22 protein-coding genes are annotated in these 24,122 nt (G+C 61.3%); 5 read left to right on the plus strand and 17 right to left on the minus strand.

The genetic code is table 11. The features are described from left to right. Positions 1–430, minus strand: a 430-nt coding sequence (locus ABAC460_RS27700; protein WP_035425867.1) for a hypothetical protein, incomplete at its 3' end; no start/stop codon positions are given. A gap of 85 nt (positions 431–515) precedes the next feature. Further along, a complete protein-coding gene (locus ABAC460_RS27705) occupies positions 516–1,928 on the minus strand; it encodes a DUF6880 family protein (protein WP_023451842.1) in 1,413 nt (470 codons plus the stop codon). A gap of 224 nt (positions 1,929–2,152) precedes the next feature. On the opposite strand from ABAC460_RS27705, the gene ABAC460_RS48065 reads away from it, so the two are divergent. Then, positions 2,153–4,063, plus strand: coding sequence for a caspase family protein (locus tag ABAC460_RS48065; RefSeq protein WP_023451843.1), 1,911 nt, complete (start codon positions 2,153–2,155; stop codon positions 4,061–4,063). 27 nt (positions 4,064–4,090) lie between these two features. Here the strand turns inward: ABAC460_RS48065 and ABAC460_RS27710 are convergent, their stop codons facing one another. From ABAC460_RS27710 to ABAC460_RS27735, 6 genes are all read right to left on the minus strand, one after another. Then, the gene (locus ABAC460_RS27710) at positions 4,091–4,834 is read right to left on the minus strand and encodes a phosphoadenylyl-sulfate reductase (protein ID WP_035425868.1); all 744 of its coding nucleotides are present in this window, start codon (positions 4,832–4,834) and stop codon (positions 4,091–4,093) included. 14 nt (positions 4,835–4,848) lie between these two features. After that, positions 4,849–5,364 (minus strand): DUF934 domain-containing protein, encoded by a 516-nt coding sequence (locus tag ABAC460_RS27715; protein WP_023451845.1) that lies wholly within the window; start codon positions 5,362–5,364, stop codon positions 4,849–4,851. Continuing rightward, complete coding sequence (locus tag ABAC460_RS27720; RefSeq protein WP_031236332.1) at positions 5,351–6,994, minus strand: nitrite/sulfite reductase; 1,644 nt, start codon at positions 6,992–6,994, stop codon at positions 5,351–5,353. Before ABAC460_RS27720 ends, ABAC460_RS27715 begins: the two co-directional genes overlap by 14 nt. A gap of 13 nt (positions 6,995–7,007) precedes the next feature. After that, the gene (locus tag ABAC460_RS27725) at positions 7,008–7,325 is read right to left on the minus strand and encodes a DUF2849 domain-containing protein (protein ID WP_023451847.1); all 318 of its coding nucleotides are present in this window, start codon (positions 7,323–7,325) and stop codon (positions 7,008–7,010) included. Then, positions 7,322–8,704, minus strand: a complete 1,383-nt coding sequence (cysG, locus tag ABAC460_RS27730) for a siroheme synthase CysG (RefSeq protein ID WP_023451848.1) — start codon at positions 8,702–8,704, stop codon at positions 7,322–7,324. The genes ABAC460_RS27725 and cysG overlap by 4 nt, the downstream gene beginning before the upstream one ends. 379 nt (positions 8,705–9,083) lie before the next feature. After that, positions 9,084–9,428: a GFA family protein gene (locus tag ABAC460_RS27735; RefSeq protein WP_023451849.1), complete on the minus strand. Its 345-nt coding sequence runs from the start codon at positions 9,426–9,428 to the stop codon at positions 9,084–9,086. 113 nt (positions 9,429–9,541) lie between these two features. Between ABAC460_RS27735 and ABAC460_RS27740 the strand changes: the two genes are divergently transcribed. The 3 genes from ABAC460_RS27740 (at position 9,542) to ABAC460_RS49510 (ending at position 11,863) form a co-directional block, all read left to right on the plus strand. After that, on the plus strand, positions 9,542–9,958 hold the full coding sequence (locus ABAC460_RS27740; protein WP_031236333.1) for a group III truncated hemoglobin: 417 nt from the start codon (positions 9,542–9,544) through the stop codon (positions 9,956–9,958). Between the two features lie 750 nt (positions 9,959–10,708). Then, entirely contained in the window at positions 10,709–11,551 is an 843-nt protein-coding gene (locus tag ABAC460_RS27745; RefSeq protein ID WP_023451851.1) for a pirin family protein, read from the plus strand. A 90-nt stretch (positions 11,552–11,641) separates the two neighbouring features. Further along, entirely contained in the window at positions 11,642–11,863 is a 222-nt protein-coding gene (locus ABAC460_RS49510) for a hypothetical protein (RefSeq protein ID WP_023451852.1), read from the plus strand. A 333-nt stretch (positions 11,864–12,196) separates the two neighbouring features. Here ABAC460_RS49510 and pseI read toward each other — a convergent pair whose 3' ends face one another. The 6 genes from pseI to ABAC460_RS27775 all read right to left on the minus strand — a co-directional run bounded on the left by pseI (position 12,197) and on the right by ABAC460_RS27775 (position 19,286). Further along, complete coding sequence (pseI, locus tag ABAC460_RS27750; RefSeq protein ID WP_023451853.1) at positions 12,197–13,249, minus strand: pseudaminic acid synthase; 1,053 nt, start codon at positions 13,247–13,249, stop codon at positions 12,197–12,199. Then, positions 13,246–14,442: a UDP-4-amino-4,6-dideoxy-N-acetyl-beta-L-altrosamine transaminase gene (pseC, locus tag ABAC460_RS27755; protein ID WP_023451854.1), complete on the minus strand. Its 1,197-nt coding sequence runs from the start codon at positions 14,440–14,442 to the stop codon at positions 13,246–13,248. The genes pseI and pseC overlap by 4 nt, the downstream gene beginning before the upstream one ends. After that, positions 14,439–15,491: a UDP-N-acetylglucosamine 4,6-dehydratase (inverting) gene (gene pseB / locus ABAC460_RS27760; protein ID WP_031236334.1), complete on the minus strand. Its 1,053-nt coding sequence runs from the start codon at positions 15,489–15,491 to the stop codon at positions 14,439–14,441. Before pseB ends, pseC begins: the two co-directional genes overlap by 4 nt. A gap of 77 nt (positions 15,492–15,568) precedes the next feature. Next, on the minus strand, positions 15,569–16,333 hold the full coding sequence (locus tag ABAC460_RS27765) for a WecB/TagA/CpsF family glycosyltransferase (protein WP_023451856.1): 765 nt from the start codon (positions 16,331–16,333) through the stop codon (positions 15,569–15,571). A 179-nt stretch (positions 16,334–16,512) separates the two neighbouring features. Further along, the gene (locus ABAC460_RS27770; RefSeq protein WP_023451857.1) at positions 16,513–17,175 is read right to left on the minus strand and encodes an OmpA family protein; all 663 of its coding nucleotides are present in this window, start codon (positions 17,173–17,175) and stop codon (positions 16,513–16,515) included. A 383-nt stretch (positions 17,176–17,558) separates the two neighbouring features. Then, the gene (locus ABAC460_RS27775; RefSeq protein ID WP_023451858.1) at positions 17,559–19,286 is read right to left on the minus strand and encodes a S1C family serine protease; all 1,728 of its coding nucleotides are present in this window, start codon (positions 19,284–19,286) and stop codon (positions 17,559–17,561) included. A 255-nt stretch (positions 19,287–19,541) separates the two neighbouring features. Between ABAC460_RS27775 and ABAC460_RS27780 the strand changes: the two genes are divergently transcribed. Then, positions 19,542–20,489 (plus strand): isopenicillin N synthase family dioxygenase, encoded by a 948-nt coding sequence (locus ABAC460_RS27780; protein WP_023451859.1) that lies wholly within the window; start codon positions 19,542–19,544, stop codon positions 20,487–20,489. A 132-nt stretch (positions 20,490–20,621) separates the two neighbouring features. On the opposite strand, the gene ABAC460_RS27785 is transcribed toward ABAC460_RS27780, so the two are convergent. The 3 genes from ABAC460_RS27785 to mtgA form a co-directional block, all read right to left on the minus strand. After that, positions 20,622–22,493, minus strand: coding sequence for a M2 family metallopeptidase (locus ABAC460_RS27785; protein WP_023451860.1), 1,872 nt, complete (start codon positions 22,491–22,493; stop codon positions 20,622–20,624). Between the two features lie 109 nt (positions 22,494–22,602). Continuing rightward, a complete protein-coding gene (locus ABAC460_RS27790) occupies positions 22,603–23,181 on the minus strand; it encodes a hypothetical protein (RefSeq protein ID WP_023451861.1) in 579 nt (192 codons plus the stop codon). Positions 23,182–23,203: 22 nt separating this feature from the next. Next, positions 23,204–24,112, minus strand: a complete 909-nt coding sequence (mtgA, locus tag ABAC460_RS27795) for a monofunctional biosynthetic peptidoglycan transglycosylase (RefSeq protein WP_023451862.1) — start codon at positions 24,110–24,112, stop codon at positions 23,204–23,206. Positions 24,113–24,122: the final 10 nt, after the last annotated feature.

Raw genomic sequence — 24,122 nt, forward strand, 5'->3', positions numbered from 1 at the left:
GCCGCAGCGTCGGCCGGCCGCCGAGGTCGACCTCGTATTTCGCCGCCTGGCCGTCCAGGGCGCCACCGGAGAACATCACCAGGCCGGTACCGTCCCGTGATATCGTGCCCGTCGATCCCTTCTCATGGGTGTAACTGCCGTCGCCGTTGACAGTGAAACCCGGTGAGTTTTCCCGGCGGTCGACAAAAGTGCTGCACAGGTAAGGACCCGGCGAAATCGTGCCGGGTTGCGTCGTCACCGGCCTGGGGGCTTGCTGGGTCTCAGGCGGTGGCACGGATGAGGCTTCGGCAATCGCCTTGTCGGCTTCCGCTTCCCACTGCGACATGGTCCCGTCCATCTTGACGTCATCGCTCGATGCGGCGGGTGGGGCCTTGCACGCCGCCAGGAAAGCGCATAGCCCCAACACAGCGACAGAGAGATGGGCGCGCATAAGCAGGTATCCTTCGCTGTTTTTTCAGCTTCGCGCCACTTATTGCGATCTGGCAAGCGATCATTGGTCGCCGCCGAAGAATAGCCTACGTGACCAGGGTCCAGAAGTCGTGCCTGCGGCTGTGCTGGATGCGCAGTTCGGTAGTGTAGCTTTCCTGGCTTTCGAAACCAGCAAAGTCGTCGATCCGTGCCGCCAGCCTCTGGCTCTGGTCGTAATGATCGGCGGCCTGGGCCACGTCGCTGTCGCGCCGGCTCAGATTGGCGTCCAGCATCCGGCGCAGCAAAACCAAGGCCGCCAACGGGTAGCGCGCGGATAACTTTTCGGCAGCGACCGGTACGATCTCTTCGTCACTACCACGGATGTCCCGCGACCGCGCCACAACCAACTTCGCCGCACTATCCAACGAAGGCCACCCGATCAGGAAGGCCAGGGCCGCATGGACATCGGGATATTTCAGGACGAACTCCATCGCCGCGTCCTCGGCCTCGACATCGTCGAAGTCGGGCAGGCGCTTGAGATAGGCCTTCAGGACATCGCGATTCAGGGTCTGGTGGAAAACCTCCAGCCGGAAGGCCTGGGCATCATCATTGCGATTCAGCGCTTCCAGCGCCTGCAACCGAATGGTCTGCCACTCCAGCGGCTTTTCTCCCCTGGCCTTGTCGAGAATCGCCAGCGCCTCTTCGGCACGCCCGGCCCCCAATAGCCGTTCCGCGGCTTCAGCGGCCATGTCCGGCAAACGGATATCCGGCTGCAGTTCGATATAGGCATCGACATCGCCCAGGGCGTCGGCGATCTCGACCAGGGCCTGATGGATGATGCGAGGCCGTGAGCGGCGCAAAGCCTCGCGTTGCTGCATCCGGCCGCGCCGCCAGCGCGACATCCGGCGGCTGCCCGGCGCCGGGCGTGTCTCCACGGTCTTGCCGCTGGCCAATAGTCGCTTTCGGACCTCCTTCAAACCGTCAGGCCCCAGCAAAGGCGCCATAATCGGGATCAGGGCATCGTTCTGACCATAGCTGTTGATCAGCGCGGCAAAGGCGACCTTTTCGACCAGGCCCTGGACATCCGGGCGCACGGCCGTGGCAATCGGTTCCAGGTCCTCGCAGGCCTGCTGGAAGATGGCAAAGACATCACCGGACTTGTCTGTGGCCCGCTCCATCACCGATGCGCCCATGAAAACGAAGGTCCACATCAGGTCTAGCGCATCACCGGGAGACGCCTTGGCGACCTGGTCGACGATCAGCCGGCGCTGGCTGTCGAGGTCGGCCTTGAAGGCCTTCAGACTGCGCCAGCCGATATTGGTGGTAGCGTTGCCGATCGAGGTCAGGCGCTTACGGATTTCGTGGACCAGCTTGTCCGGGCTTTCGACCCCGGCCAGTTCCATGCGCAGCCGACGCTTGGCATTGGCGTTGCCGGCGCTGATCTCCATCAGAAGAGCGGCCAGGCGTTCCGCACCGAGGGCTTCGAGGTTCGTTTCGTTGAGAGTCGTCTTGGAGGCCATGAAGATAAGAGTCGGCTATCTTCGACGAAGAAGCAAACAGGTTTTGCCGTTATTGCCCCTGACGCTGTCGCCCAAGGAACGTAACAAAGGCTGTAACTTGTATCCACGCTCCATTTATGGCACCACATTTCAAAGGTTTCCGGAATAACGGGCACTTAAGGGGTCGCGCAATCTTATCCAAAAAGTGGCAACCACTTTTTGGATTGCGCTCAGGGAGTACAGGGATGAAGCTTTGGTTGAGCCTTGTGGCGGCCTTCACGCTATGGTGTTTAGGCACCGTTGCCCATGCCGCCGAACCCGCCAAGTTCGCCCTGGTCATCAACCAGGTCGGCTATACCCACCTGACGCCCCTGCCCGATACTGACAAGGAAGCCACCCAGGTTACCACCGCGCTGAAACAGGTCGGCTTCGACGTCACCACCGTCCGCAACGTCAACCTGAGCGGCCTGCAGACCACCCTGAAGGACTTCCGCCGCAAGCTGGCCGCCTCACCCGGCGCCATCGGTTTCATCTACTATACCGGCCACGGCATGGCCGACCCGACCGATGAAAAGGGCGACAACTACCTGCTGGGGATCGACGCCGATGTCCAGGTGGTGGCCGACTTGCCGGCGTCCGGCATAAAACTCAGCGATCTGGTCAACCAGATGTCGCGCACCGATGCTTCCGCCGTGATCATCGTCGTCGACGCCTGTCGTAATACGCCCAGCCTGGGCAAGGCCGGCACCAAGGGCCTGGTCGCCGTGGCGGCCGAACCCAATACCCTGGTCGCCTATGCCACGGATCTCGGCGATATCGCTTCGGTAGGTGTCTACGCGCCGGTCCTGGCCAGGGAGATCGTCAAACCGGGCATGAGCGTCACCCAGGTCTTCGACTCCGTCCAGATCGAGGTCTCGAAACAGACCGGCCGCAAGCAGCGTCCGTGGTCGAACAACCGCATCTATGACGTCATCTGCCTGGCCGGCTGCACGGTGAATATCAATGTCACCGCCCCCCAGGTGGTGACCCAGCCCGAAACCGTCGAACAGACCTTCTGGGCCTCGGCCAAGGACTGTGGCGACTACCGCGCCTACCTCAACAAGTATCCCAATGGCGAGTTCGCCGAGATGGCCCGCACCCGCCTGGGCGCGCCACTCTGCAACATCTCGCGCAACCCGACCTCGTTCGATGCCGGCCTGGCTCCGGCCCTGACCTCGGTCTCGGAAACCCTGTGCGACGCCAAGGCGGGCGGTCAGTTCGACGAAGACCGGCCGGCCGGCAACAACGGTTATATGGCCTTCGCCAGCATCGTTTCCGCAGAGGCCGTGCCGGTGTGCCAGCAGGCGGTGGACTCCCAACCGGCCAACCGCCGGATGATGGTCAATCTCGGCCGCGCCTATCTGGCCGGGTCCAGTTTCGACCTGGCCCAGCAGTGGTTCCAAAAGGCGGCCGACGCCGGCAGCGCCCAAGGCATGTTCCAGATGGCGATGATGGCCAACAGGGGCGGCCAGGACCCGTCGGGCGACGTGGCGGCACGGCCGTGGCTGCTGAGCGCGGCGGCCTTGGGCAATGCCGAGGCCATGGAATATGTCGGCATCTTCTACGCCTACGGCCGCGGCGGACATCCCCAGGACATTTCCCTGGCCAAGGCCTGGTACGAAAAGGCAGCCGCGAAGAACTCACCCTATTCGACGGCGGCCCTGGGCGGCATGGCTTTTTACGGCCAGGCCGGTGACCAGGACTACATCGTGGCGCGGGCGTGGTTCAAACGCGCCGCCGACATGGGTTACGGCCCGGCGATGAACAGCCTGGGCTATATGGCGGAACAGGGTCTGATGCAGCCCAAGGACCTGAACCTGGCGCGGCAATGGTATGAAAAGGCCGCGGCAGCCGGCGATCCCGCCGGCATGACCTCCCTGGGGACAGTCTATTACAACGGCACCGGCGTCCAGCAGGACTATGTCAAGGCGCGGCAATGGTTCGATGCGGCGGCACGGCGGGGCGACGTCAATGCCATGGCCAATCTCGGCCTGATGCAGCAGACTGGCCTGGGCGGGCCGGTGGACATGTCCATGGCGCGGTATTGGTACGATCTGGCCGGTAAAGGGGGCCATGCCTGGGCGGCACAGCAGTTAAAGTCGATGCCGGCAGGGTAACGACCTCTTGCCGCGCGGCGGTTTCAGTTAAATCCCGTCGCCGCCGTAGATCGGATTGTGGATCCCGCACTCGACCTTTTCCATCCCGGCCCAACGGCCCGAGCGCGCGTCGGCGCCCTGTTCCACCGGCTTGGTGCAGGTAAAGCAGCCGATCGACGGAAAGCCCTGTTCGACCAAAGGATGCGGCGGCAGGTCGTGTGTCGCGAAGTAAGCCGCGATATCGTCCGACGTCCAGGTGGCCAGCGGATTGACCTTGAAATGCTTGCCGTCGAACTCGACGATCGGCAGCTTCGCCCGCGTGGCGCTCTGGTGGCGCTTGCGGCCGGAAATCCACGCGCCCCATTTTTCCATCTCTCGGTTCAGCGGCCGCACCTTGCGCAGGTCGCAGCACTGGTCGGGATGGGTCCGCCACAGAGTATTCTTGCCGTCTTCAGCCGCCGCTTCCTCGACATCCGCCTTGAGATTGACCAGGTTGGTCAATCCCAGCTTCTTCGCCAGTTCATCGCGGTATTGCAGGGTCTGGAAGAAGTGACGGTCGGTATCCAGGAACAGCACCGGCAGGCCCGGATCGATCTCCGAAATCATGTGCAGCAGCACCGCCGAATCGGCGCCGAAGCTGGACGACAGGGTAATGTCGCCGAAGAATTCGTTGCGAATGGCGTCGCGCAGGATCTCCTGCGCCGCCATGCCTTCATAGCGTGCGCTCAGTTCCTCGGCGCGTTGGCCGCCCTCGCTGGGCGCCTGTTTCAGCGTATCGATCAGGACCGTCATGGCCATACTCTTTCTCAGGCCAGCGTGTGTCGCTTGGCCCAGGCGGGGCGGTTGCTGTCGGCAGCGCCCTGGTAAACTGTCTGGAAACGTTGTGCCGCCGAGGTGATGGCCTGGGACGGATCCTTGTCCTTGACCACGAACTCGTCGAAACCACAGCGCAGCATGTAGAAAAGCTGGTCGCGCAGGACATCGCCGACCGCGCGGACGATGCCGGTGTAGCCGAAATCCTCACGCAGGATGCGCGCCGTCGAATAACCACGGCCATCGCGGTAACCGGGGAAGGCGACCTCGATCAAGGTGATCTTTTCGAGGAACGGCTCCAGCAGGCGGACATCGTCGGCCGGCAAAACCCGCACGCCGTAATGACCGTTGCGGCCATCGAGCTCACGCAGGGCGCGTTCGAAGCTGAGGATAAACGGCCCGTCGGCGCCGGTGGTGTCATCATCGGCCAAAAGCGTCCAGCCATCGGGGATGACGGCGCCATCGCGGGTGACCAGCTGGGGGGTATGGGTCGAATTAGGCTGGCTCATGCAGGGCTCCGGCGAAGGTTTCGCGACCGACGCGTTCCAAAGTATCGATAAAGCGTTCGCTGTCGGACGTGCGCAGGTCGAGATAGAGGCGCACCACGCGTTCGATGGCGGCGGGCACGGCTTCGGCCGGCAGGCCTTTGCCGGTGATGACGCCCAAAGCCGCCTTTTCGTCGGCGCGGCCGCCCAGCAGGATCTGGTAGAATTCGATCCCCTGCTTGTCGACACCCAGGATGCCGATATGGCCGACATGGTGGTGACCGCAGGCATTGATGCAGCCCGAAATCTTGATCTGCAGGTCGCCGATCTGGTCGCTCAGTTGGGCGTCTTCGAAGCGTTGCGAAATGTCCTGGGCCAGCGGGATCGAGCGGGCATTGGCCAGCGAGCAATAGTCCAGGCCCGGGCAGACGATCATGTCGGTGATCTTGCCGACATTGGCGGTCGACAGGTTCACGGCATCCAGTTGGCTGTACAGCGCGTACAGGTCGCCCTTATGGACGTGCGGCAGGATGATGTTCTGCTCGTGCGATACGCGCAGCTCGCTGTAGGCAAAGGCGTCGGCGACGTCGGCCATAACATCCATCTGGGCCGAAGACGCATCGCCCGGCGGCAGGCCGACCGGTTTCAGCGAGATGGTCACCGAAACATGGTCGTCGCGCTTGTGCGGGTTGGTGTTATTCTTGATCCAGCGGGCAAAGGCGGCATCGGCCGTCTGGGCGCGTTGATACGCCACGCGGTCGAACGCGGCGGCCTTGAACTCCGGATCCGGGAAGAAGCTTTTCAGGCGATCAATCTCGGCGACCGGGGCATCTACCTTGGCCTGGTCCATACGCGCCCATTCTTCTTCGACCTGGCGCTTGTATTCGTCGGGCCCCAGGGCGGCGACCAGGATCTTGATGCGCGCCTTGTAGATGTTGTCGCGGCGGCCATAGCGGTTGTAGACGCGCAGGCAGGCTTCGAGATAGCTCAGCAACTTCTCTCCCGGTAAGCCAGTGCGAATGCAGTGACCCAGCGACGGGGTGCGACCCATGCCGCCGCCGACATAGACGTCGAAGCCTTCCGGCTTGGCGTGCAGGCCGATGTCGTGGACGCGGATGGCGGCGCGGTCCTTTTGGGCGCCGGTGATGGCGATCTTGAACTTGCGCGGCAGGAAGGTGAATTCCGGGTGGTTCGACGACCACTGGCGGATCAGCTCGGCCCACGGACGCGGATCGGAATGTTCGTCACGCGCGGCGCCGGCGAACTGGTCGGTCGTGGTGTTGCGGATGCAGTTGCCCGAGGTCTGCAGGGCGTGCATCTCGACCTCGGCCAGCTCTTCCAGGATCTTCGGCGCTTCGGCCAGCTTGACCCAGTTGAACTGCAGGTTCTGCCGCGTGGTGAAGTGGCCGAAATCGCGGTCATAGGTGCGGGCGATATGGGCGAACTTGCGCATCTGCCGCGAAGACAGAACGCCATACGGCACGGCAATCCGCAGCATATAGGCGTGCAGTTGCAGGTACAGGCCGTTCATCAGGCGCAACGGCTTGAACTGGTCTTCGGTGATTTCACCGGACAGGCGGCGGGCGACCTGGTCGGCGAATTCGATATTCCGATCACGGACAAAGGCGTGATCGAAGTCATCATATTTGTACATGGTGGCGGACATATCAGTTCTCGAAAATATCGGCACGATTGTGGGCGGACGCAATTGCGTCGGCGGTCTGGCCAATGGTGGGGCCGTTGGCCCGGACGAATTCGCGGACGTGCTCACGCTGAACCGGCGTGCCGGCGTCGGTGAGCGGGATCAGGTAGGGCGCCACGACGTCGGTTTCGCGCAGCTTCCAGGCGATCAGCAACGCGTCGGCGTCGTCATCCGACAGGCGTGAAGCCCTGGCGGCGTCCTCGCCCCAGGTCCCGGTCTCCAGCGTGCCGGTATACCACAGGGTCAGGCCGTCAGTCAGACGGTTGGCGGTGAGCAGTTTCATGCGTGGGCTTTCTCGACGATGTCAGTGACGGCGGCGCTGCCATAGAGGCTGGCGACTTCGCCGATGATCAGTAAGGCGGGGCCGTGCGGCGGTGTGGCGGCGATGGCGGCCTCCAGCTCACCCAGGGACGTCAGGGTGCGGCGCTCATCGGGGCGGGTGCCGTTCTCGATGATCAGCACCGGTGTGTCGGGCAGGCGGCCGTGATAGATCAGCTTGCCGGAAATCTCATGCGCCGTGGCCACGCCCATATAGACGACCAGGGTGTGGTTGGCGGCCGACAAGGCCGCCCAGTCCAGCATCAGCGGGTTGGTGTGGTCGCCGTCCCTGGAATGGCCGGTGATGAAGGTGACGCTCTGGGCGTGGTCGCGGTGGGTCAGCGGCACGCCTGAACTGGCGGCGCAGCCCAAAGCCGCGGTGATGCCCGGGGTGACATGGACCTCGATGCCGGCGTCGCGCAGGGCCTGGACCTCTTCGCCGCCGCGGCCGAAGACGAAAGGATCGCCGCCCTTCAGGCGGACAACGCGCTTGCCCAGGCGGGCCTGTTCGACCAGCAGGTCGTGAATCTGGTCCTGGGGGACGGAATGGTTGGAGCGCTGCTTGCCGACATAGAAGCGTTCGGCGTCACGGCGGGCGAGGTCCATGATGGCGTCGCCGACCAGGCGGTCATAGACGATGACATCGGCTTCGCCCAGCAGACGCAGGGCCTTCAGGGTCAGCAGGTCCGGATCGCCGGGGCCAGCGCCGACCAGGTGGACGACGCCGGTGCGCTCGCCGCGGGTGGTCAAAGCCTGTTCGACGGCCTCGTCGACCTGACCCGCCCGCGCCAACCCGGCAGCGGGGGACTTCAGGATATCTTCCCAGACGCGGCGGCGGTCATCGACATTGGGAATGGCCTCTCGCAGCTTCGGGCTGAGCCTGAGGGCAAATTCGGCGAGATGGGCTTCGGACGGCGGGACGGCGGCTTCGATCTTGGTGCGGGTCTCGCGCGCCAGGACGGGAGCAACGCCGCCGGTGGCAATGCCGATACTCAACGGACCGCGATCGACGATGGCGGGGAAGTGGAAATCCGACAGGTCGGGAAAGTCGACGACATTAAGCGGCGCACGCGCGGTGCGGGCCAGTTCAGCGCCCTTTTCGGCCAGGTCGCGGTCTTCGAAGGCGACGACGATCAGGGCAGCGCCGTCGAGTTCCAACGTCTGCGGCCAACGGATATGGACCGTGGCCTCGGCTTCGATGTGGGTCGGATCGGTGGGTGTAAAGATGGTGAGGGTAGCCGGTGTCCGGCGCAGGAGGTTGACCTTGCGCACCAGCCATTCGCCGGCGCCGATCAGCACGACGCGGCGGTCTTTCAACGGCCAGGACAGGGGCAGGGCTAACATGGGATCTTTACTCAGGACAGGCGCTTATCCGCAGCCTATGTAGGGTTTCTCCTCCCCGAAATAAAGCGATGGTTTGTTACGCCTGAGTTAAGGGCGACTAACCTTCTATCACGCCGCTGTAACGGCGCGTGTCGCGATTATTCTGCCCCTAAGAAGGTTGACCACGGAAAGCACTGAAACGCCGCTGCGCGGCGGCACTGAAGGCACGGAATTCGAGTGGCTGAATCTCCGGCGCGAAGCGCCCTATTTTGAAGTTGATAAGAAGGCGCTTCGCGCGGGTTACCGCAGGATTTCAGTGTTTTCCGTGCCGCCGCGCAGCGGCGTTTCAGTGCTTTCCGTGGTGAAACTTCTTGTTTCAACAACCCGAAAAGAAGCAAGACTAGTGGCTGGCGCCGTCCCACTTGACGATCTTCAAACTGTCGAGATCGATGTCCGGAACGCAACGCAGGTTGATCGCGCGCGTCGCCGTGCCGTCCGGCGCCTGCCCCTCTGTAAACGGCGCTATGCCGCAGGTCGTGCAGAAATGGTGCTGCAGTTTGTGGGTATTGAAGCTGTAGGTCCCGACATTCTTGCTCGAGGTCAGTTCGAATGCCGTTGCCGGCACAAAAGCCAACAGAGCGCCGCGCCGCCGGCACATGGAGCAGTTGCAGTCCAGACCTTCGGTAAAGTCAGCCTCGACCGTGAATGCGATGTCGCCGCAATGGCAGCTGCCTTCGTGAAGCATACGAATCTCTCCTGTTGAGGGGCAGGCTAGGAGCCGGGCTGTAAGGAAACAATGCGGGTACAGGGACATCAGGTCACATGGCCATTTCATGCCATGAGTCGTATCTTCCGGCCATGACCTCCCCGCACGCCCTCGCCGCTCGCGACAAGATCCGCGCCCAGACCGCAACCCTCGGCATCGACGAAGCCTTTATCGACCGCCTGGTCGAAGAATTTTATGCCCGCGTGCGCGAACATCCGCGTTTGGGGCCGATCTTCAACAATGCCATCCATGACTGGCCCGACCACCTGGCCAAGCTGAAGCAGTTCTGGGCTTCGGTCGCTTTGCACAGCGGCAGCTATTCCGGCCGGCCGATGCAGGCCCATCTGAAGGTCAGGGAGATCGAACCGGCGCATTTCGGCGAGTGGCTGTACCTGTTCGAACAGACCCTGCACGACCTGGCGCCGGACGAAGGCGCCGTCGAATATTTTATGGAACGCGCCCACCGGATTGGGGAAAGCCTGAAACTGGGCTTGTTTTTCCGCACGTGAGATTTACGGCTGGCAGTGACGGCAGCGGTGGATTTTGTAAAGTCCGCAATGCAATAAGGACGCGACGTAAAACAGACGGTAGCATAACGCCTACGATCGCGTCGCGGTGGGGTTCTTACTTTCTTGGTTCGCAGGTTCGATCAACGCGGACCCCGATGTCGATCGACCTGATTTAGATCTTAGCTAAACTCGGTTCCAAGGAGCCCGAATAACCGCTCTAAGCTGACTTTCAATTGCTTTGTAATTTGGCGTTTCGTGAAAAAACAAGTCAACTCGCTCGCCGGTCGACGACGCCGCATATATAAGGTTATTTAGGCGGCAATTCGTTTCCTGCCCACCCTTGTAACAGTTCTTAGGCGAAATATTACCGTAACCCATGTTGTAGCGCTTAGCCAAGTTTGCACACTCTCCCACGTATCGAATTTCCGATCCGACTACCAAGAGGTAGACCCCACTCGTTCCATATTTAGACGGCACTTTGAACTTGCAGAATGGCCCCGTACCATACTTATTTAGGGGAAAGTCACGCGCTTTTGCATAACGATCTTGAGGCATGAAACATTGAACTGATCCATCCGCCAAGCGAACTGGGGTCAGATGGACGACATGCTGAAACTCTATATCTTCGACAATCATTGGCAACCATTTGAGTTCAATCGTTAAATACCATCATAGCACCACCCATACTCAAGTTAATTGGCTTTCAAGCCTCCTTTCGAATTAATGACTAATCACACTAAGGAGCACACCATGTCCGTCAGCAAACCCGTACTGCGCCTGCATCCGGCTTATCGCGACGATATCGGCGACCTGGTGACGCGGCGGCCGGTGCCCAATCGGACGCTGAACAATATCGGCGCCTTCCTGTTCCTCAACCACCACGGCCCGCAGACCTATGCGCCGAACAATCGCGGCCTGCCGTTCGGCCCGCACCCGCACCGTGGCTTCGAGACCGTGACCTTCATCCTGGAAGGTGACCTGGCTCACCGCGATTCCGGCGGCCATGAAAGTATCATCCATGCCGGCGGGGTGCAGTGGATGACCGCAGGTTCCGGCCTGGTCCATGAAGAGGTGTCGCCGGAAGCCTTCAAACGCTCAGGCGGGCCGATGGAAATCCTGCAGCTATGGGTGAACCTGCCGGCGCGGCTTAAGATGACCCAACCCGGCTATACCGGTGTCCAGGCCGACCAGATTCCGGCGATCGCCGGCGACAACACCAAGGTCCACCTAGTCTCGGGTGAGTATCAGGGCGCGACCGGTGCCATCACCTCCCTGACCGGTGTGTTCATGACCTGGATCGAGTTGCAACCCGGCGGGCAGATCAGCTTCGACGGCCTGGGCGGTCGCGATATCTTCTGCTACGTCGTGCGCGGCGATGTCGCGATTAACGGTGCGGATGTCGCCAAATGGAACCTGGTGGAATTCGCCGAGGGCGACTTGGTCGATATCGAAGCGGTCAGCGGCAGTCTGGTCCTGTTCGGCCATGCCGAGCCCATCCGCGAGCCGATCGTCGCCCATGGTCCCTTCGTCATGAACACGCCGCAGGAAATTCACCAGGCCTATGCCGACTACCAGGCCGGAAAGTTTGGATAAATTTCTAAACATAATTTGACATTTTATTGTTTACATAATGGCTAAAATAATTTAAATTATCCTTGCTGTCGGCAACAGGAATAACGCCACATGAGCGCGTTCAAAATAATTCGATCTCAGCTCAAAATAATAGAAACTGAGGCCGGCCTCTTAGCCCTGCTAAGAATTTACGCAAAAACAGACGGCGGAAGACTCACTGATTTTGGCCGAGATTTAATTTCTTCGGCTAAACGCAGCGGTATCAAGCAGGCCGATATAGCGAAACTGTTAGACCTTTCGCCTGGCGCGGTCTCTCAACACTATAATAAATAGATCTGAGGAAATGAAATGAACAATATCTTACTGCAACAGCGCGTTATAGGCATCCGTCACTGCCTTAAAGAGTTCAAAAATGCGGACTTGATTTCACATGGCATTGTGTATCCTTCTGACGCAGTAGAAGAGCTGGCAGGTTTACGATCGCGAGCATTATCGGCTCGCAGACATCGGGCAGCCCGCGGAACCACATCAGTGGAAACTATTAGAAAGAACATTTCTGAAGTGTACGGTCTCCCGCTCGACTCAATTCAAATAGTTAACCCGTCCGGATGCAGGGCACGCCAAAGTGATACAATTGACAAAATCCGTAAGCGGTATTGATACTTCCTAATCCACCATATCATCGCTGAGCGGTTCACCGCGTTCCACATCGCGCGATGCCGGCTTGCCCAGCACATCCCACAGCCGGCCCGGCGGCAGGCCCAGGCCCGGCCGGATCGAGCGTACATTGTCTTTGCTGAACACCTCGCCCTTACGAATATCCGCCGTCACATACAGGGACCGGCGCACACTTTTCGAGGCACGTTCCGAACCCAGAGTATCGTAGTGCACCCGGCCCAAAGCCCGCCAGGCGTCCTTGCAATCCTTGACCAGGGCGGTGAATTCCGGCGGCTCCAGCGAGAAGCCGGAATCCGGCCCGCCATCCGCCCGCGCCAGGGTAAAGTGTTTTTCGATGACGCTACCGCCCAGCGCGATGCTGGCCACCGAGGCCGCCGTTCCAAACGTATGATCGCTCAGACCCGACACGCAGCCGAACGTGTCACCCAGGTCCGGCACTGTGCGCACATTGGCGTCCTCGATCCGGGACGGATATTCGCTGACACAGTGCAACAGCACGATCTCGCCGGTGCCATGTTCGCGCGCCGTCTTCACCGCGGCTTCGATTTCGGCATGGTTGGCCATGCCGGTCGACATGATCAGCGGCTTGCCCTTGGCCGCCGCATAGGCAATCAACGGCAGGTCCACCAACTCGAACGAGGCGATCTTGAACGCCGGCGCCTTCAGGTCGTCCAGCAGATCGACCGCCGTGTCATCGAACGGCGACGAAAACAGTGTCACGCCGTTTTTGGCCGCGCGTTCGAACAGGGCCGGGTGCCAGTCCCACGGCGTATGGGCTTCCTGGTACAGGTCGTACAGCGAATAGCCGTCCCACAACCCGCCATGCAGGAAGAATTCCGGCCGGTCGCACTTCATGGTGATGGTGTCGGCGGTATAGGTCTGGATCTTGATGGCGTCGCAGCCGGTTTCCGCTGCCGCATCGATCAGCAGCAGCGCCCGGTCCAGCGAACCGTTATGGTTCCCCGACAGCTCGCAGATGATGTAGGGCTCGTGCTCGCGGCCGATTTTACGGCCGGCAATGGTGACTTCGTGTGCGCTCATGAGGTGAGAACCTCTTGTAAAACCTGGATAACCCGCTGCGGATCGTCGTCTGCCATATCGGCATATAGCGGCAGGGACAGGGTGGACTGATAGAATTGATCCGCACCCAGAAGATCGCGTTTCGCCAGGGCATGGGTCTGCCAGTAGGGTTGGCGATGAACCGGAATATAGTGGACCTGGGTGCCGACGCCGCTTTCACGCAAGCCAGCCATAACCTGGGCCCGGGTCAGGCCAACCGCGGCGAAATCGATATTTACCGCGAACAGGTGAAAGACCGGGGCGGTGGCCTCCGCCTGCGGCGTCCAGCGCACCGGCAGGTTGGTCGCCGCCAGTGCCTTTTGATATTCGGCCACCAGGCGGGCGCGTTTGGAGGCAAACTGCGGCAGGCGCTTCAGTTGCGACAGGCCAAGCGCACAGTTGATGTCGGGCAGGCGGTAATTAAAGCCCAGACATTGCTGTTCATAGACCCATGGGCCTTCATCGCCTTCGCCATCATAGCGCAGGCCGACGAAATGGGCCGGATCGCGTTCTATACCATGCGACCGCAACAGCCGCAGATGCCGCGCCAGGTTGGAGTCATTGGTGGTGATCGCCCCGCCTTCGCCTGTGGTCAGGGTCTTGACCGGATGAAAGGAATAGACCGCCATGGTCGAGGATTGACACGACCCGATCAAGCCTTGCGGACCTGTGCCGCCGATGGCGTGGCAGGCGTCTTCCAGCAAGAAGGCTCCGCGTTCGGTGCAGACTTCGTTCAGATGGGTGAGATCGACCGGCCGGCCGGCATAGTGCACCGGCACGACCCCGGCAAAGCGATAGCCGTGATAGTCGCGGTCCAGGGTTGCCAGGGCTTGGTCAAAGGTTTCATCGGTGATCAGGCCGGTGTGCGGGTCGACATCAGCGAACACCACCTGAGCGCCGCAATAGGCGACGCAATTGGCCGAAGCCGTGAACGTCACCGACGGCACGATGACCACGCATTTCGGCGACAATTCCTCAGTCAGTATGGCCAGATGCAGGGCGGCGGTGCCATTGGCGACGACGATGGCTTCTTTCGCGCCGACGGTCTGGGCCAGGGCTTTTTCGAACTGATCGACCAGCGGCCCTGTGGTCAGGTAATCGGACTTCAGCGCCGCGACTACGGCTTCGATATCCGAGTCGTCGATTGACTGCCGGCCGTAGGGAAGGAAGGTCATTCCAGATAGGCCTTCATCATGCCGCGGATGCCGTCGGCGTCCAGGCGCTCCTCGTTGACATCGGAAGCGTAATAGAAATCCTCGGCCACCTTCTTGCTGCCGCGGACCTTCGCAAACGACTTGCGGGTATATTCGACGAATTCCGGCTCGATGATGTAGCGGTCGTCCAGCTCATAGGTCGAGCGCGCATCGTCGGCCGAGATCATCATCTCATGCAACTTCTCGCCCGGACGGATGCCGATGACATTGTGTTTCGCTTCGGGCGCCATGGCCACGGCCAGGTCGGTGACCAGGGTGGCCGGAATCTTGGGCACGAAGATCTCGCCGCCCTGGGTCAGCTCCAGGCACGACAGGACGAACGCCACGCCCTGGTCGAGCGAGATCCAGAACCGGGTCATGCGCGGGTCGGTGATCGGCAGTTCCGTCGCGCCCTGGGCCAGCAGGCGCTTGAAATAGGGCACGACCGAACCGCGAGACCCTACGACATTGCCGTAGCGGACGACGCAGAACCGGCTGCCGATATCACCTGACAGGTTGTTGGCGGCGACGAAGATCTTGTCCGAGGCCAGCTTGGTGGCACCATAGAGGTTGATCGGCGAGCATGCCTTGTCGGTCGATAGGGCGACGACGCGCTGGACACGGTTGTGCAGGCAGGCCCAGACGACGTTTTCGGCGCCGTTGACATTGGTGGCGATGCATTCCGACGGGTTGTATTCCGCCGCCGGCACCTGTTTCAGCGCCGCGGCGTGGATAACGACATCGACACCGCGGAAGGCCAGCTCCAGGCGCGCGCGATCGCGGACATCCCCCAGAAAGAAGCGCATCTTCGACATCAGATCCTTGGTGAAGGTCTCTTCCAGTTCGTTGCGCATCTCGTACTGTTTGAGTTCGTCGCGCGACAGGATGATAACCTTGCGCGGGTTGTACTGCGACAGCAGGGTCTGGACCATCTTGCGGCCAAAGCTGCCGGTACCCCCTGTGATAAGCACGACCTTGCCGTTGACAGGGTCGATCTGGGGGGAAAAATCACGGTAGGAGGAAGCGGTCATGATGGCCTGCGGGGAAACGATTCCCGGCATGGTCGCCGCTTGCCCTTAAAACCGCGTTAAGCTTGAAAATTAAGCGGTCAGGCGGGTTTGCCGCGCCGGGTCAGGTCGCGCACGGCCTGGGGCAATAGGAACCACGGCTCGACGAAGTAGCGTTCGAACAGGCGCTTCGGGTCAGCCAGGAAACGCGCCAGCCATTCGACACCCAGTTTTCCGGTCCAGCGCGGCGGGGTGTATTGCACGCCGGCTTCGTAGTCGAAGGCGGCACCGACGGGCAGGATGACGCAGGGCGGAAGGCGGTGGCGGTTGGCCAGGATCCAGGCTTCCTGGCGCGGCATGCCCATGCCGACGAACAGAATGTGCGGTTGTTGGGCATGGATATCGGCGATGAGGGCGTCGTTATCGGCGCCGTTCATGTCGAAGAAGCCGCTATGGGTGTGGACGTCGGCGCGGGGGTAGCGTTTCAAGATGCCGGCTTTGGAGGCGGCATTGACCTCGGGGGCGCCGCCGACGTGGTAGACCCGCCAGTGGTTGGTCTGGGCGCGGGCCCAGAAATCTTCGCGGTAATCAAGATAGGTGACCCTGTGGGCGCGCGAGACCTGGTGGCCCAGGAGCTTGGCCCAGGCGATCATCGGGGTGGAGTCGATTTCGATCAGGTCAGCCTGGGCGTAGAAGGCGCGCATATCGGCGCGGCGCTGGTACAGGTACAGGCTGTGAAGATTGTGGTTGGCCACGATGGCGCCTTCGCCCGCGGCGATTTTGGCAGCGGCGAAGTCCAGCATCTGGGCGGAGGTGACGGTGTCGACCTCTGCTCCGAGCAGCGAAAAACGGCGTGGTGTGTCCATGCCGCTGAGGGTAGGCGATTGAGGTTGGGATTCAGTGAGGAAGAATAGTTAACGGGGTGTGGGGTCCGCGACCCCACAAATCTTTCTTTTTCCTTCCTTAGACCTCGCCCCCTTGAGGGCGAAGGTCAAAGGAAGGAAGAGGAAGACTTGGGGCCGCAGGCCCCAAACCCCATAACCTATTATTCCTGAATCGGCCGCAGCGTAATCTCAACGCGACGATTGCGTGCACGGCCATCGGCGGTGTCATTGCTGGCGATCGGTTGCGACTCACCCAGGCCGGCGACGTAGATACGTTCCGACTTGACCTTCTGGCCGACAAGATAACCGGCCACAGCATTGGCACGGCGCTCCGACAGATCCAGGTTGAACGCGTCGGACCCTTGGGAATCCGCATGACCGACAACGTCGATATAGGTCGACGGATACTGGTTCAGGATCGTCGCCACGTCGTTCAGAACCGGCATGAAGCCGCCGTTCAGGTCAGCCGAACCCGACGAGAAGGTGACGTCGCCCGGCATCGACAGGATGATGTTGTCGCCCGAACGCGTGACATAGACGTTACGGCCTTCCAGTTCAGCGCGCAGGTCCTTGTTCTGGCGGTCCATATAGGCGCCGACCCCGGCGCCGGCCAGCGCACCGATACCGGCGCCCAGAACAGCATTCTTGCGGGCCTGGTCGCCCTTCTTGTTCGACAGGCCGCCGACGACGGCGCCGATGCCCGCGCCGATCAGGGCGCCGGTCTTGGTGTTCGAACGGGTCTTCACGCCGTTGCTGGTGTCGACGGTTTCGCAGGCCGAAAGTGCCAAAGCTGCACCCGCGAGGAGGAGGAGAATCTTACGCATCGTGTCGTTCCTTTTTGTTGCTCCCTGACGGGATCTTGTTGCCGCCGGACTTTCGTGGTGACACGTCAGCCTGACTCGCGACAATCCGATTTCCGCCAGGAAATTATCAGAAATCAGTAAGTTTACGGAACGACACTCACGCTCGTCGAAGTGTTCCGCCGTTCACTTCCTGATACGCTTTACTGGTATACGCCCGTAACTGAACACAGGATGAAGGCGCAGTTGAGGCAAAACTCATCTGGCCAAAAAACGAAAAGCCTACTGAAAATGATTCAGGCTGAGTCGAAAAGGGCTGGTTTCGAGAACCGGAGCGGAGCGTACTCAAGTACGTGAGCACCGGAAGCGCAGAAAACGGCCCTTTGCAGACCAGCGTCAATCATTTCTCACCCGGCCTTCTTGGTACAACGCCACACTGTATGACTCTCAGGAGGCATGGTCAGAACCGTCATGGACAGGGTACGCACCTTGGCCAGGTTGTCCGCCAGCTGCGCCGTCTTGCCCGGGTCGGTCTTGGTGACACACCGCAACGACCCCAGGGCCGCGCGCTGCGCCAGATAGCTGCGGTAGGTCTCGGCCTCCAGACGGTATTCGCGGCGTTCGAACGTCGTACCGTCCGACGACAGCGAGATCCGCGCGGCAATCGGGCTGCTGTCGCTGACCATATAGCGGACCAGGCTGCCGTCGTCCTGGCGCTCATAGGCCGTCTTTCCGTTGACGCAGGCATGCAGGGCGTCGAATTCGAAATCGATCGGGCCGGCGTCCTTCAGCATCTGCGACGAGGCGCTCTTGTCGACCTGGCACACCATCTGGATCACGCCCTGGGCAGCCACGGTTGCCGATGCCTTGGCGGGCGCCAGACGCTTGGCCATTTCGCTGTAATTGACCAGGAAGGCGATAATCACCACCACCACCATGACGCCCAGCGCGATCCAACCCCACGGAATCGGATGTTTGACCGGCGCCTTGGCAACCGGCGCCGGCTTCACGGGCTTTACCTTCTCGACCTTGGCCGGCTTGGCTTTTTCCGGCACAGGCTCGGACCACGCCGTCGGCGCTTCCGGTTCCTTGTGATGGCTCTCGGCACGGTGACGCATTTCCCGCCGCACGATCAGGCCGATCAGCACCAGAACCAGCAGCGACAGCACCACCATGGCGCCCAGTTGCAGCCGCTCCATCAACGCCCGGTCAGCCTCGGCCTTGCGCTGTTCGCCCAGGCGCTCTTCCTGCGCGGCCGAGGCCTTGGCCAGGGCGCGCGTCAGGGCGTCGTCCTTGACGATCTCGTCCTCGCTCTTGGCATAGCAGGGCGACGAAGTCGTCTGGGGCTTCACATCGGCAGAATTCAGGAAGGTGTTCAGCGCCGACACGTGGGTGGCCACGAACTGGCCGGCCGCCACGTCCAGATCACCGCCGGCCGACAGGGTCGACGGCGCCGTCCAGGTGTTGACGCCGACCACCTGGCCGCATTCGTTCAACAGAGGTCCGCCGGAATTGCCGTGATTGATCGGCGCCGTATGGAACAGGGTGTCGACCCGCGCACCGTCGGGATTGGTGCTGGCGAACAGGGCGATGGACCCTTGCGTGACATAGGCATCGGCCGGTTCCAACAGGGCGGTGCCCGACCGGTTCAGGAGGTGGTCGGTAATGTCGGGATAGCCCATCGAGACGACGCGCTCGTTCTTGTACGGCGTCAGATACAGCTTGATGGGCGGAATTTTCAGGCCCGGTGCCTGTAACAGGGCCAGGTCGCCTTCGATCCAGTGCTTGACCAGTTGGACCGGCTGATAGGCGGCGCCGGAATCCTTATGCGGCACGATATAGATGTCGGCCGACGACGCTTCGGGCGGGACCTCGACGACGTGGAAGTTGGTGACAATATAGCCGGGCGCGACGACAAAGCCCGAGCCCATGCCGACGGTGTCCAGCGGCTGGCCACCGAAACCGCGATAGATGACCAGGACGCGGACAACCGCCTGTTCCGAGGTCTTCAGCGCCTTGGTGGAATTGACCGGCGCCAGGTCGGGATCGATGCTGAGCGCGGCGGCGGCTTCGGCGCTGCTCTGGGCCATGACCGGGCCAGTCATCAGACATGACAGGACCATGGCTGCGGCCATGATCGCGCCCGCGCTGAACCTCAGTCCGCCCAATCGAAAAGCCAACGCATTACCCTGTATGAAGACGGCGCACGTTTTTGTGATAAACGTTAATAGCTGGTTTCCGGGGAAAAAGCATCCCCTGCTGTGTGCAAACGTTTCACTGTGATATTTTGGATCGTATACGCTGTGACGACTTGCGTGCGAACCTTGCCGGCCTTAAGGTTGCGCGCTGAATTTTGATAGATCGATCAGTTTTTGCGAAGGACAAAGGACATGCCCGACTCCGCGCCCGTTTCCGCCATCCCGCCCGTGCCTTTGGCGCTGTATGATTCGGATTTCGACGCCTTTTCGGCCCGGCTGGGCGCGGCGTTCGAACGTTATGGCTTTGCGGTCCTGGGCGATCACGGCATCGATCCGGCGCTGTTGAAGCGGGTCGATGTGGCGACCAAGGCTTTCTTTGCCCTGCCGGAAGAGGCGAAGACGAGCTATCACCGCAAGGGCCAGGGTGGCGCGCGGGGCTACACGCCGTTCGGCGTCGAGACGGCCAAGGGTTATTCGGCGCACGATCTGAAGGAGTTCTATCACGTCGGCCGGGATCTGCCTGAGGGCCATCCGTATCGCGACCATATGGCGGACAATATCTGGCCGGAGGTTGAGGATTTCCATGAGGCCACCTATGAGCTGTACACGGCTCTGGACAATCTCGGGAAGAAGGTGCTGCGGGCGATCGCTGTCTATTTGGACCTGGACCGCGAGTTCTTCACGCCGCTGGTGAAGGATGGCAACAGCGTTTTGCGACTGCTGCACTATCCGCCGGTGAATACGCCGGGCGAAAGTGTTCGAGCCGGCGCCCATGGCGATATCAATGTCATTACGCTTCTGCTGGGGGCTGAGGAGCCTGGCCTGCAACTTCTCGACCGAGACGGTCAATGGCTGCCGATCACCCCGCCGGCCAACTGCATCGTGTGCAATATCGGCGACATGCTGTCACGGCTGACCAACGGGTTCCTGCCGTCGACGGTGCACCGTGTGGTCAATCCGGCGGAGGCGCGTAAGGACTTCTCGCGCTATTCGACGCCGTTCTTCCTGCATTTCGAAAGCCCGTATGTGATCAAGACCCTGCCGAACCGAATCTCGGAAGACCATCCGGATCAGTTCCCGGAACCCATAACCGCCCACGAGTTCCTGCAACAGCGCATTCGGGAGATCAAACTGGCCTAGTTTCGGGGTCGAGGGGTCCGCGACCCCTCGCCTTTTCCTTATCCAATAAAAAGCCTCGCCCCCCAAAAGGGCGAGGCTTTTTATTGGATAGAAGAAGATGTGGGGCCTCAGGCCCCACGCCCCGAAACTGGGTCAGGTTTCCCAACCACACTTCTCACCCTTGTTCTGCTCGGTCAGCCAGGCATCCAGCGGCTTGAAGTACTCGATGATCGCCGTGGCATCCATCTCGCGCTGACCGGTGAAGGCTTCCAGTGCCTCCGGCCAAGGCTTTGACTGCCCCATCTCCAGCATGGCGTTCAGCTTGGCGCCGACCGCGCGCTCGCCATAGATCGAGCAGCGATGCAGCGGCCCCTTCCAGCCGATCTCATCACAGGCCGCGCGCTGGAACTGGAACTGCAGGATGTCGGCCAGGAAGTAGCGCGTATAGGGCACCCCGGCCGGGATGTGATACTTGGCGCCCGGATCGAAGGCTGTCGACGGCCGTACGCCCGGCGCAGCCAGGCCCTGATACTTGCCGATCAGCTGCCACCAGCGCGCATTGTATTCGGCTTCGGTGATCTCGCCGTTATAGACCTCCCACCGCCAGCGGTCGATCATCAGGCCGAACGGCAGGAAGGCCACCTTCTGCAGCGACATCTTCAGCAGGAACGGGATGTCCTCGGACGAATCCGGCACCTTGTCGAGCAGGCCGATCTGGTTGAGATAGGTCGGCGTCACCGACGACAGGCCGATGAAATCGCCGATCGCTTCGTGGAAGCCGTCATTGGCGCCGTTCTTGAACAGGAAGGGCTGTTCCTTATAGGCGCGCTGGTAATAGTTGTGCCCCAGCTCATGGTGGACCGTGTAGAAGTCCTCGCCGTTCACCTGGGTGCACATCTTGACGCGGATATCATCGCGGTTGTCGATGTCCCAGGCCGAGGCGTGACACACCACTTCACGATCGCGCGGCCGGGTGATCTGCGACCGCTCCCAGAAGGTCTGCGGCAAGGCTTCCAGCCCGATCGAGGTGTAGAAGTTCTCGCCGGTCTTCACCATCTTGACCGCGTCGTACTTCTTGGCGACCAGAAGCTTGTCCAGGCTGTAGCTGGTCTTGATGGTTTTCGGCGCCACCACGTCATAGATGTTGGTCCAGTCCTGGGCCCACATATTGCCCAACAGGTCGGCCCGTATCGGCCCGAACTTCGGCTGGACGCCATCGCCGTACTTTTCGTTCAGCTTGCGCCGGACATAACAATGCAGGTTGACATAGAAAGGCTTGACCTGGGCGTAGAGACGGTCGGTCTCGGCCGCGAAGGCATCCGGCGACATGTCATAGCCCGACCGCCACAGGGCGCCCGTGTCGTCGAAGCCCAGCCCCTTGGCGCCGTCATTGGACAACTGAGCCAGCTTGGCATAGTCCGACCGCATCGGCGTGGCTATGCTCATCCAGCCTTCCCACATGGCGCGCAAGGTCGCCGGATCGCGCGACGTCGCCATCAGGTTGGACGCCTCGGTCAGGTTATAGGTCTTGCCCTTCCAGGTGAACTTGCCGGTCGAATAGGTGCTCTGCAACCGCGCCGATACGCCGGCCACCGCTTCGGCCGCGCCCGGCGTATTGGCCGCCGGCAGCGGCTGATACACCCGCAGCAGGTCCAGCTTGCGCCGTGTCGCGGCATCGGCATTGACGCCGTTGAAGCGCGCCGTATCGGTGGCGTAACCGACCATGGCCTCGGTCATGGCGGCATCGGACTTGGTGCGAACCCACTCGGTATCGTGGATAATATAGGTTTCGGCCGCCCAGGCAGCATGGTTCTGATATTCGCTTAGGTCGGCCAGCTTAACCTCGGCGCCCTCGACAAAGGCCTTGGCCTCTTGCGGCGTCGGGCCGGAGGCGGTTTCGACCGGCGGCGGCACATCGGCCGGAACTTCCGCGGGAACCTCGGCAACCGGATCCATTGGGGTCGAGGTGGTGGCGCAGGCGGTAAGCAGCAAAAGGCTTACCGTGGACAGGAGCAGACGCTTCATGACAGCCTCCCAGGCAGTTTGATGCCCGAGGGAAGGCTATTTCAGGTAAGGCGTCAAGAGCGAAGAGAGGTCCGGTATCGGCAACCCGCCAGGTCAGGGCGCAGCAGCGTCATCCCAAGCCCTTAAGCGTTTCGATCCAACCAAGACGACCGCCCGTGAAGGCGAAGTAGCCCAGCACCAGCCCGACCACCATGAGCTTGAAGCCGATCAGGCGCATCAGTATTTGCGCTCCAAGCTGTTTCTCGACATCGAACACCGCCCAGGCACCCTTTGAAAAGCGGTTGGGATCACCGACAAAGCGCAGGCGTCCGATTTGCCTCAGCCGCCGGGCCCGGAAAATCTGCAATCCGCCGCCGACCACCAGGAACCAGACCAGAGCGCCAAGCATAACCGTTGTCAGGATGGCACCATGGGGAGAGCCGGGAAAAAGGCAGCCCAAGATATACAGAAGGCAAACTAGACTCATCGAAAGCGCGACCGTCTTCTGGACGCCTTGCGTTACCACGTCGCGGGTAGGCAGGAAAACGCGGTCGGCCTCATCCTGGGTCAGGCCCAGCCGTTCGATAAACCGGGCCTTCTGACGTTTCCAGTTCATCGGCCAATTGGCCCAGACGGTCGTCAGCAAAAACAGTCCTGCCACCATCAGGCCGATAGGATGCGCCCTGAAAGCCGAAAGAATTATGTCCATTGTCTCCCCCCTCTTCTGAAACCTACTCCGCCGCGCAGATATCGATGCCGCCATTCTGGAAGGTCCGCGCCGCCGCCTGGATCTTACCCGAGCGCTTCTGGACATATTTGCCCGACCTGGCCGCCTTCCACTTGCGCGGGCTGGGCAGGATGGCCGCCAGCCGCGCGGCTTCCGCCCGCGTCAGGTTCTTGGCCGACTTGCCGAACCAATAGCGCGATGCCGATTCGGCGCCGTAGACACCCGGTCCCCATTCAACGCTGTTGAGATAGACTTCGAGAATCCGGTCCTTGGGCCACATCACCTCGATCAGGCCGGTGTAATAGACCTCAAAACCCTTGCGCACCCATGATCGCGACGGCCACAGGAAGACATTCTTGGCGGTCTGCTGCGAAATGGTCGAGGCGCCGCGCTTCTTTTTGTGCGTGGCGTTGTACTTCTGCGCTTTCTCGATCGCTTCGAAGTCGAAACCGTCGTGGGTGCAGAACTTGGCATCCTCGGCGGCGACCACGGCCATCTTCAGATTTGGACTGATATCGCGCGCCGACACCCAGCGGTGATCCAGACCCTCGCCTTCCGCCAGGCGCTGCAGCATCAGAATGGTCACCGGCACCGGCACGAAACGATGCACCGCCACCGACAAGATAGAGAAGGTGAAGAAGCCCACGACGACATACAGCGCCCAGCGCAGGACGGGGTTCAGCCTGTCGGGCTTGCGCGGCGGGACCGCAACAGACTCCGGCTTAGGGGCTTCGGGTTCGGGCTCAGCGACAGGTTCAGGCGCCGGCTCAGCCTCATCAGACGTAAAGGCGTGGGAGTTCTTTTCGTGACTTTTACCGGCCTCATCGCCGGACTGATCGTACATGATGTCGGGCGACAGGCCTTCGGCGCCATCTTCACCTTGGCCGGTTTCGTCGTCCTTGTTGTCGCTCATCTACCAACGC

Origin of the sequence: Asticcacaulis sp. AC460 (assembly GCF_000495795.1) — a bacterium.
GTDB lineage: Bacteria > Pseudomonadota > Alphaproteobacteria > Caulobacterales > Caulobacteraceae > Asticcacaulis.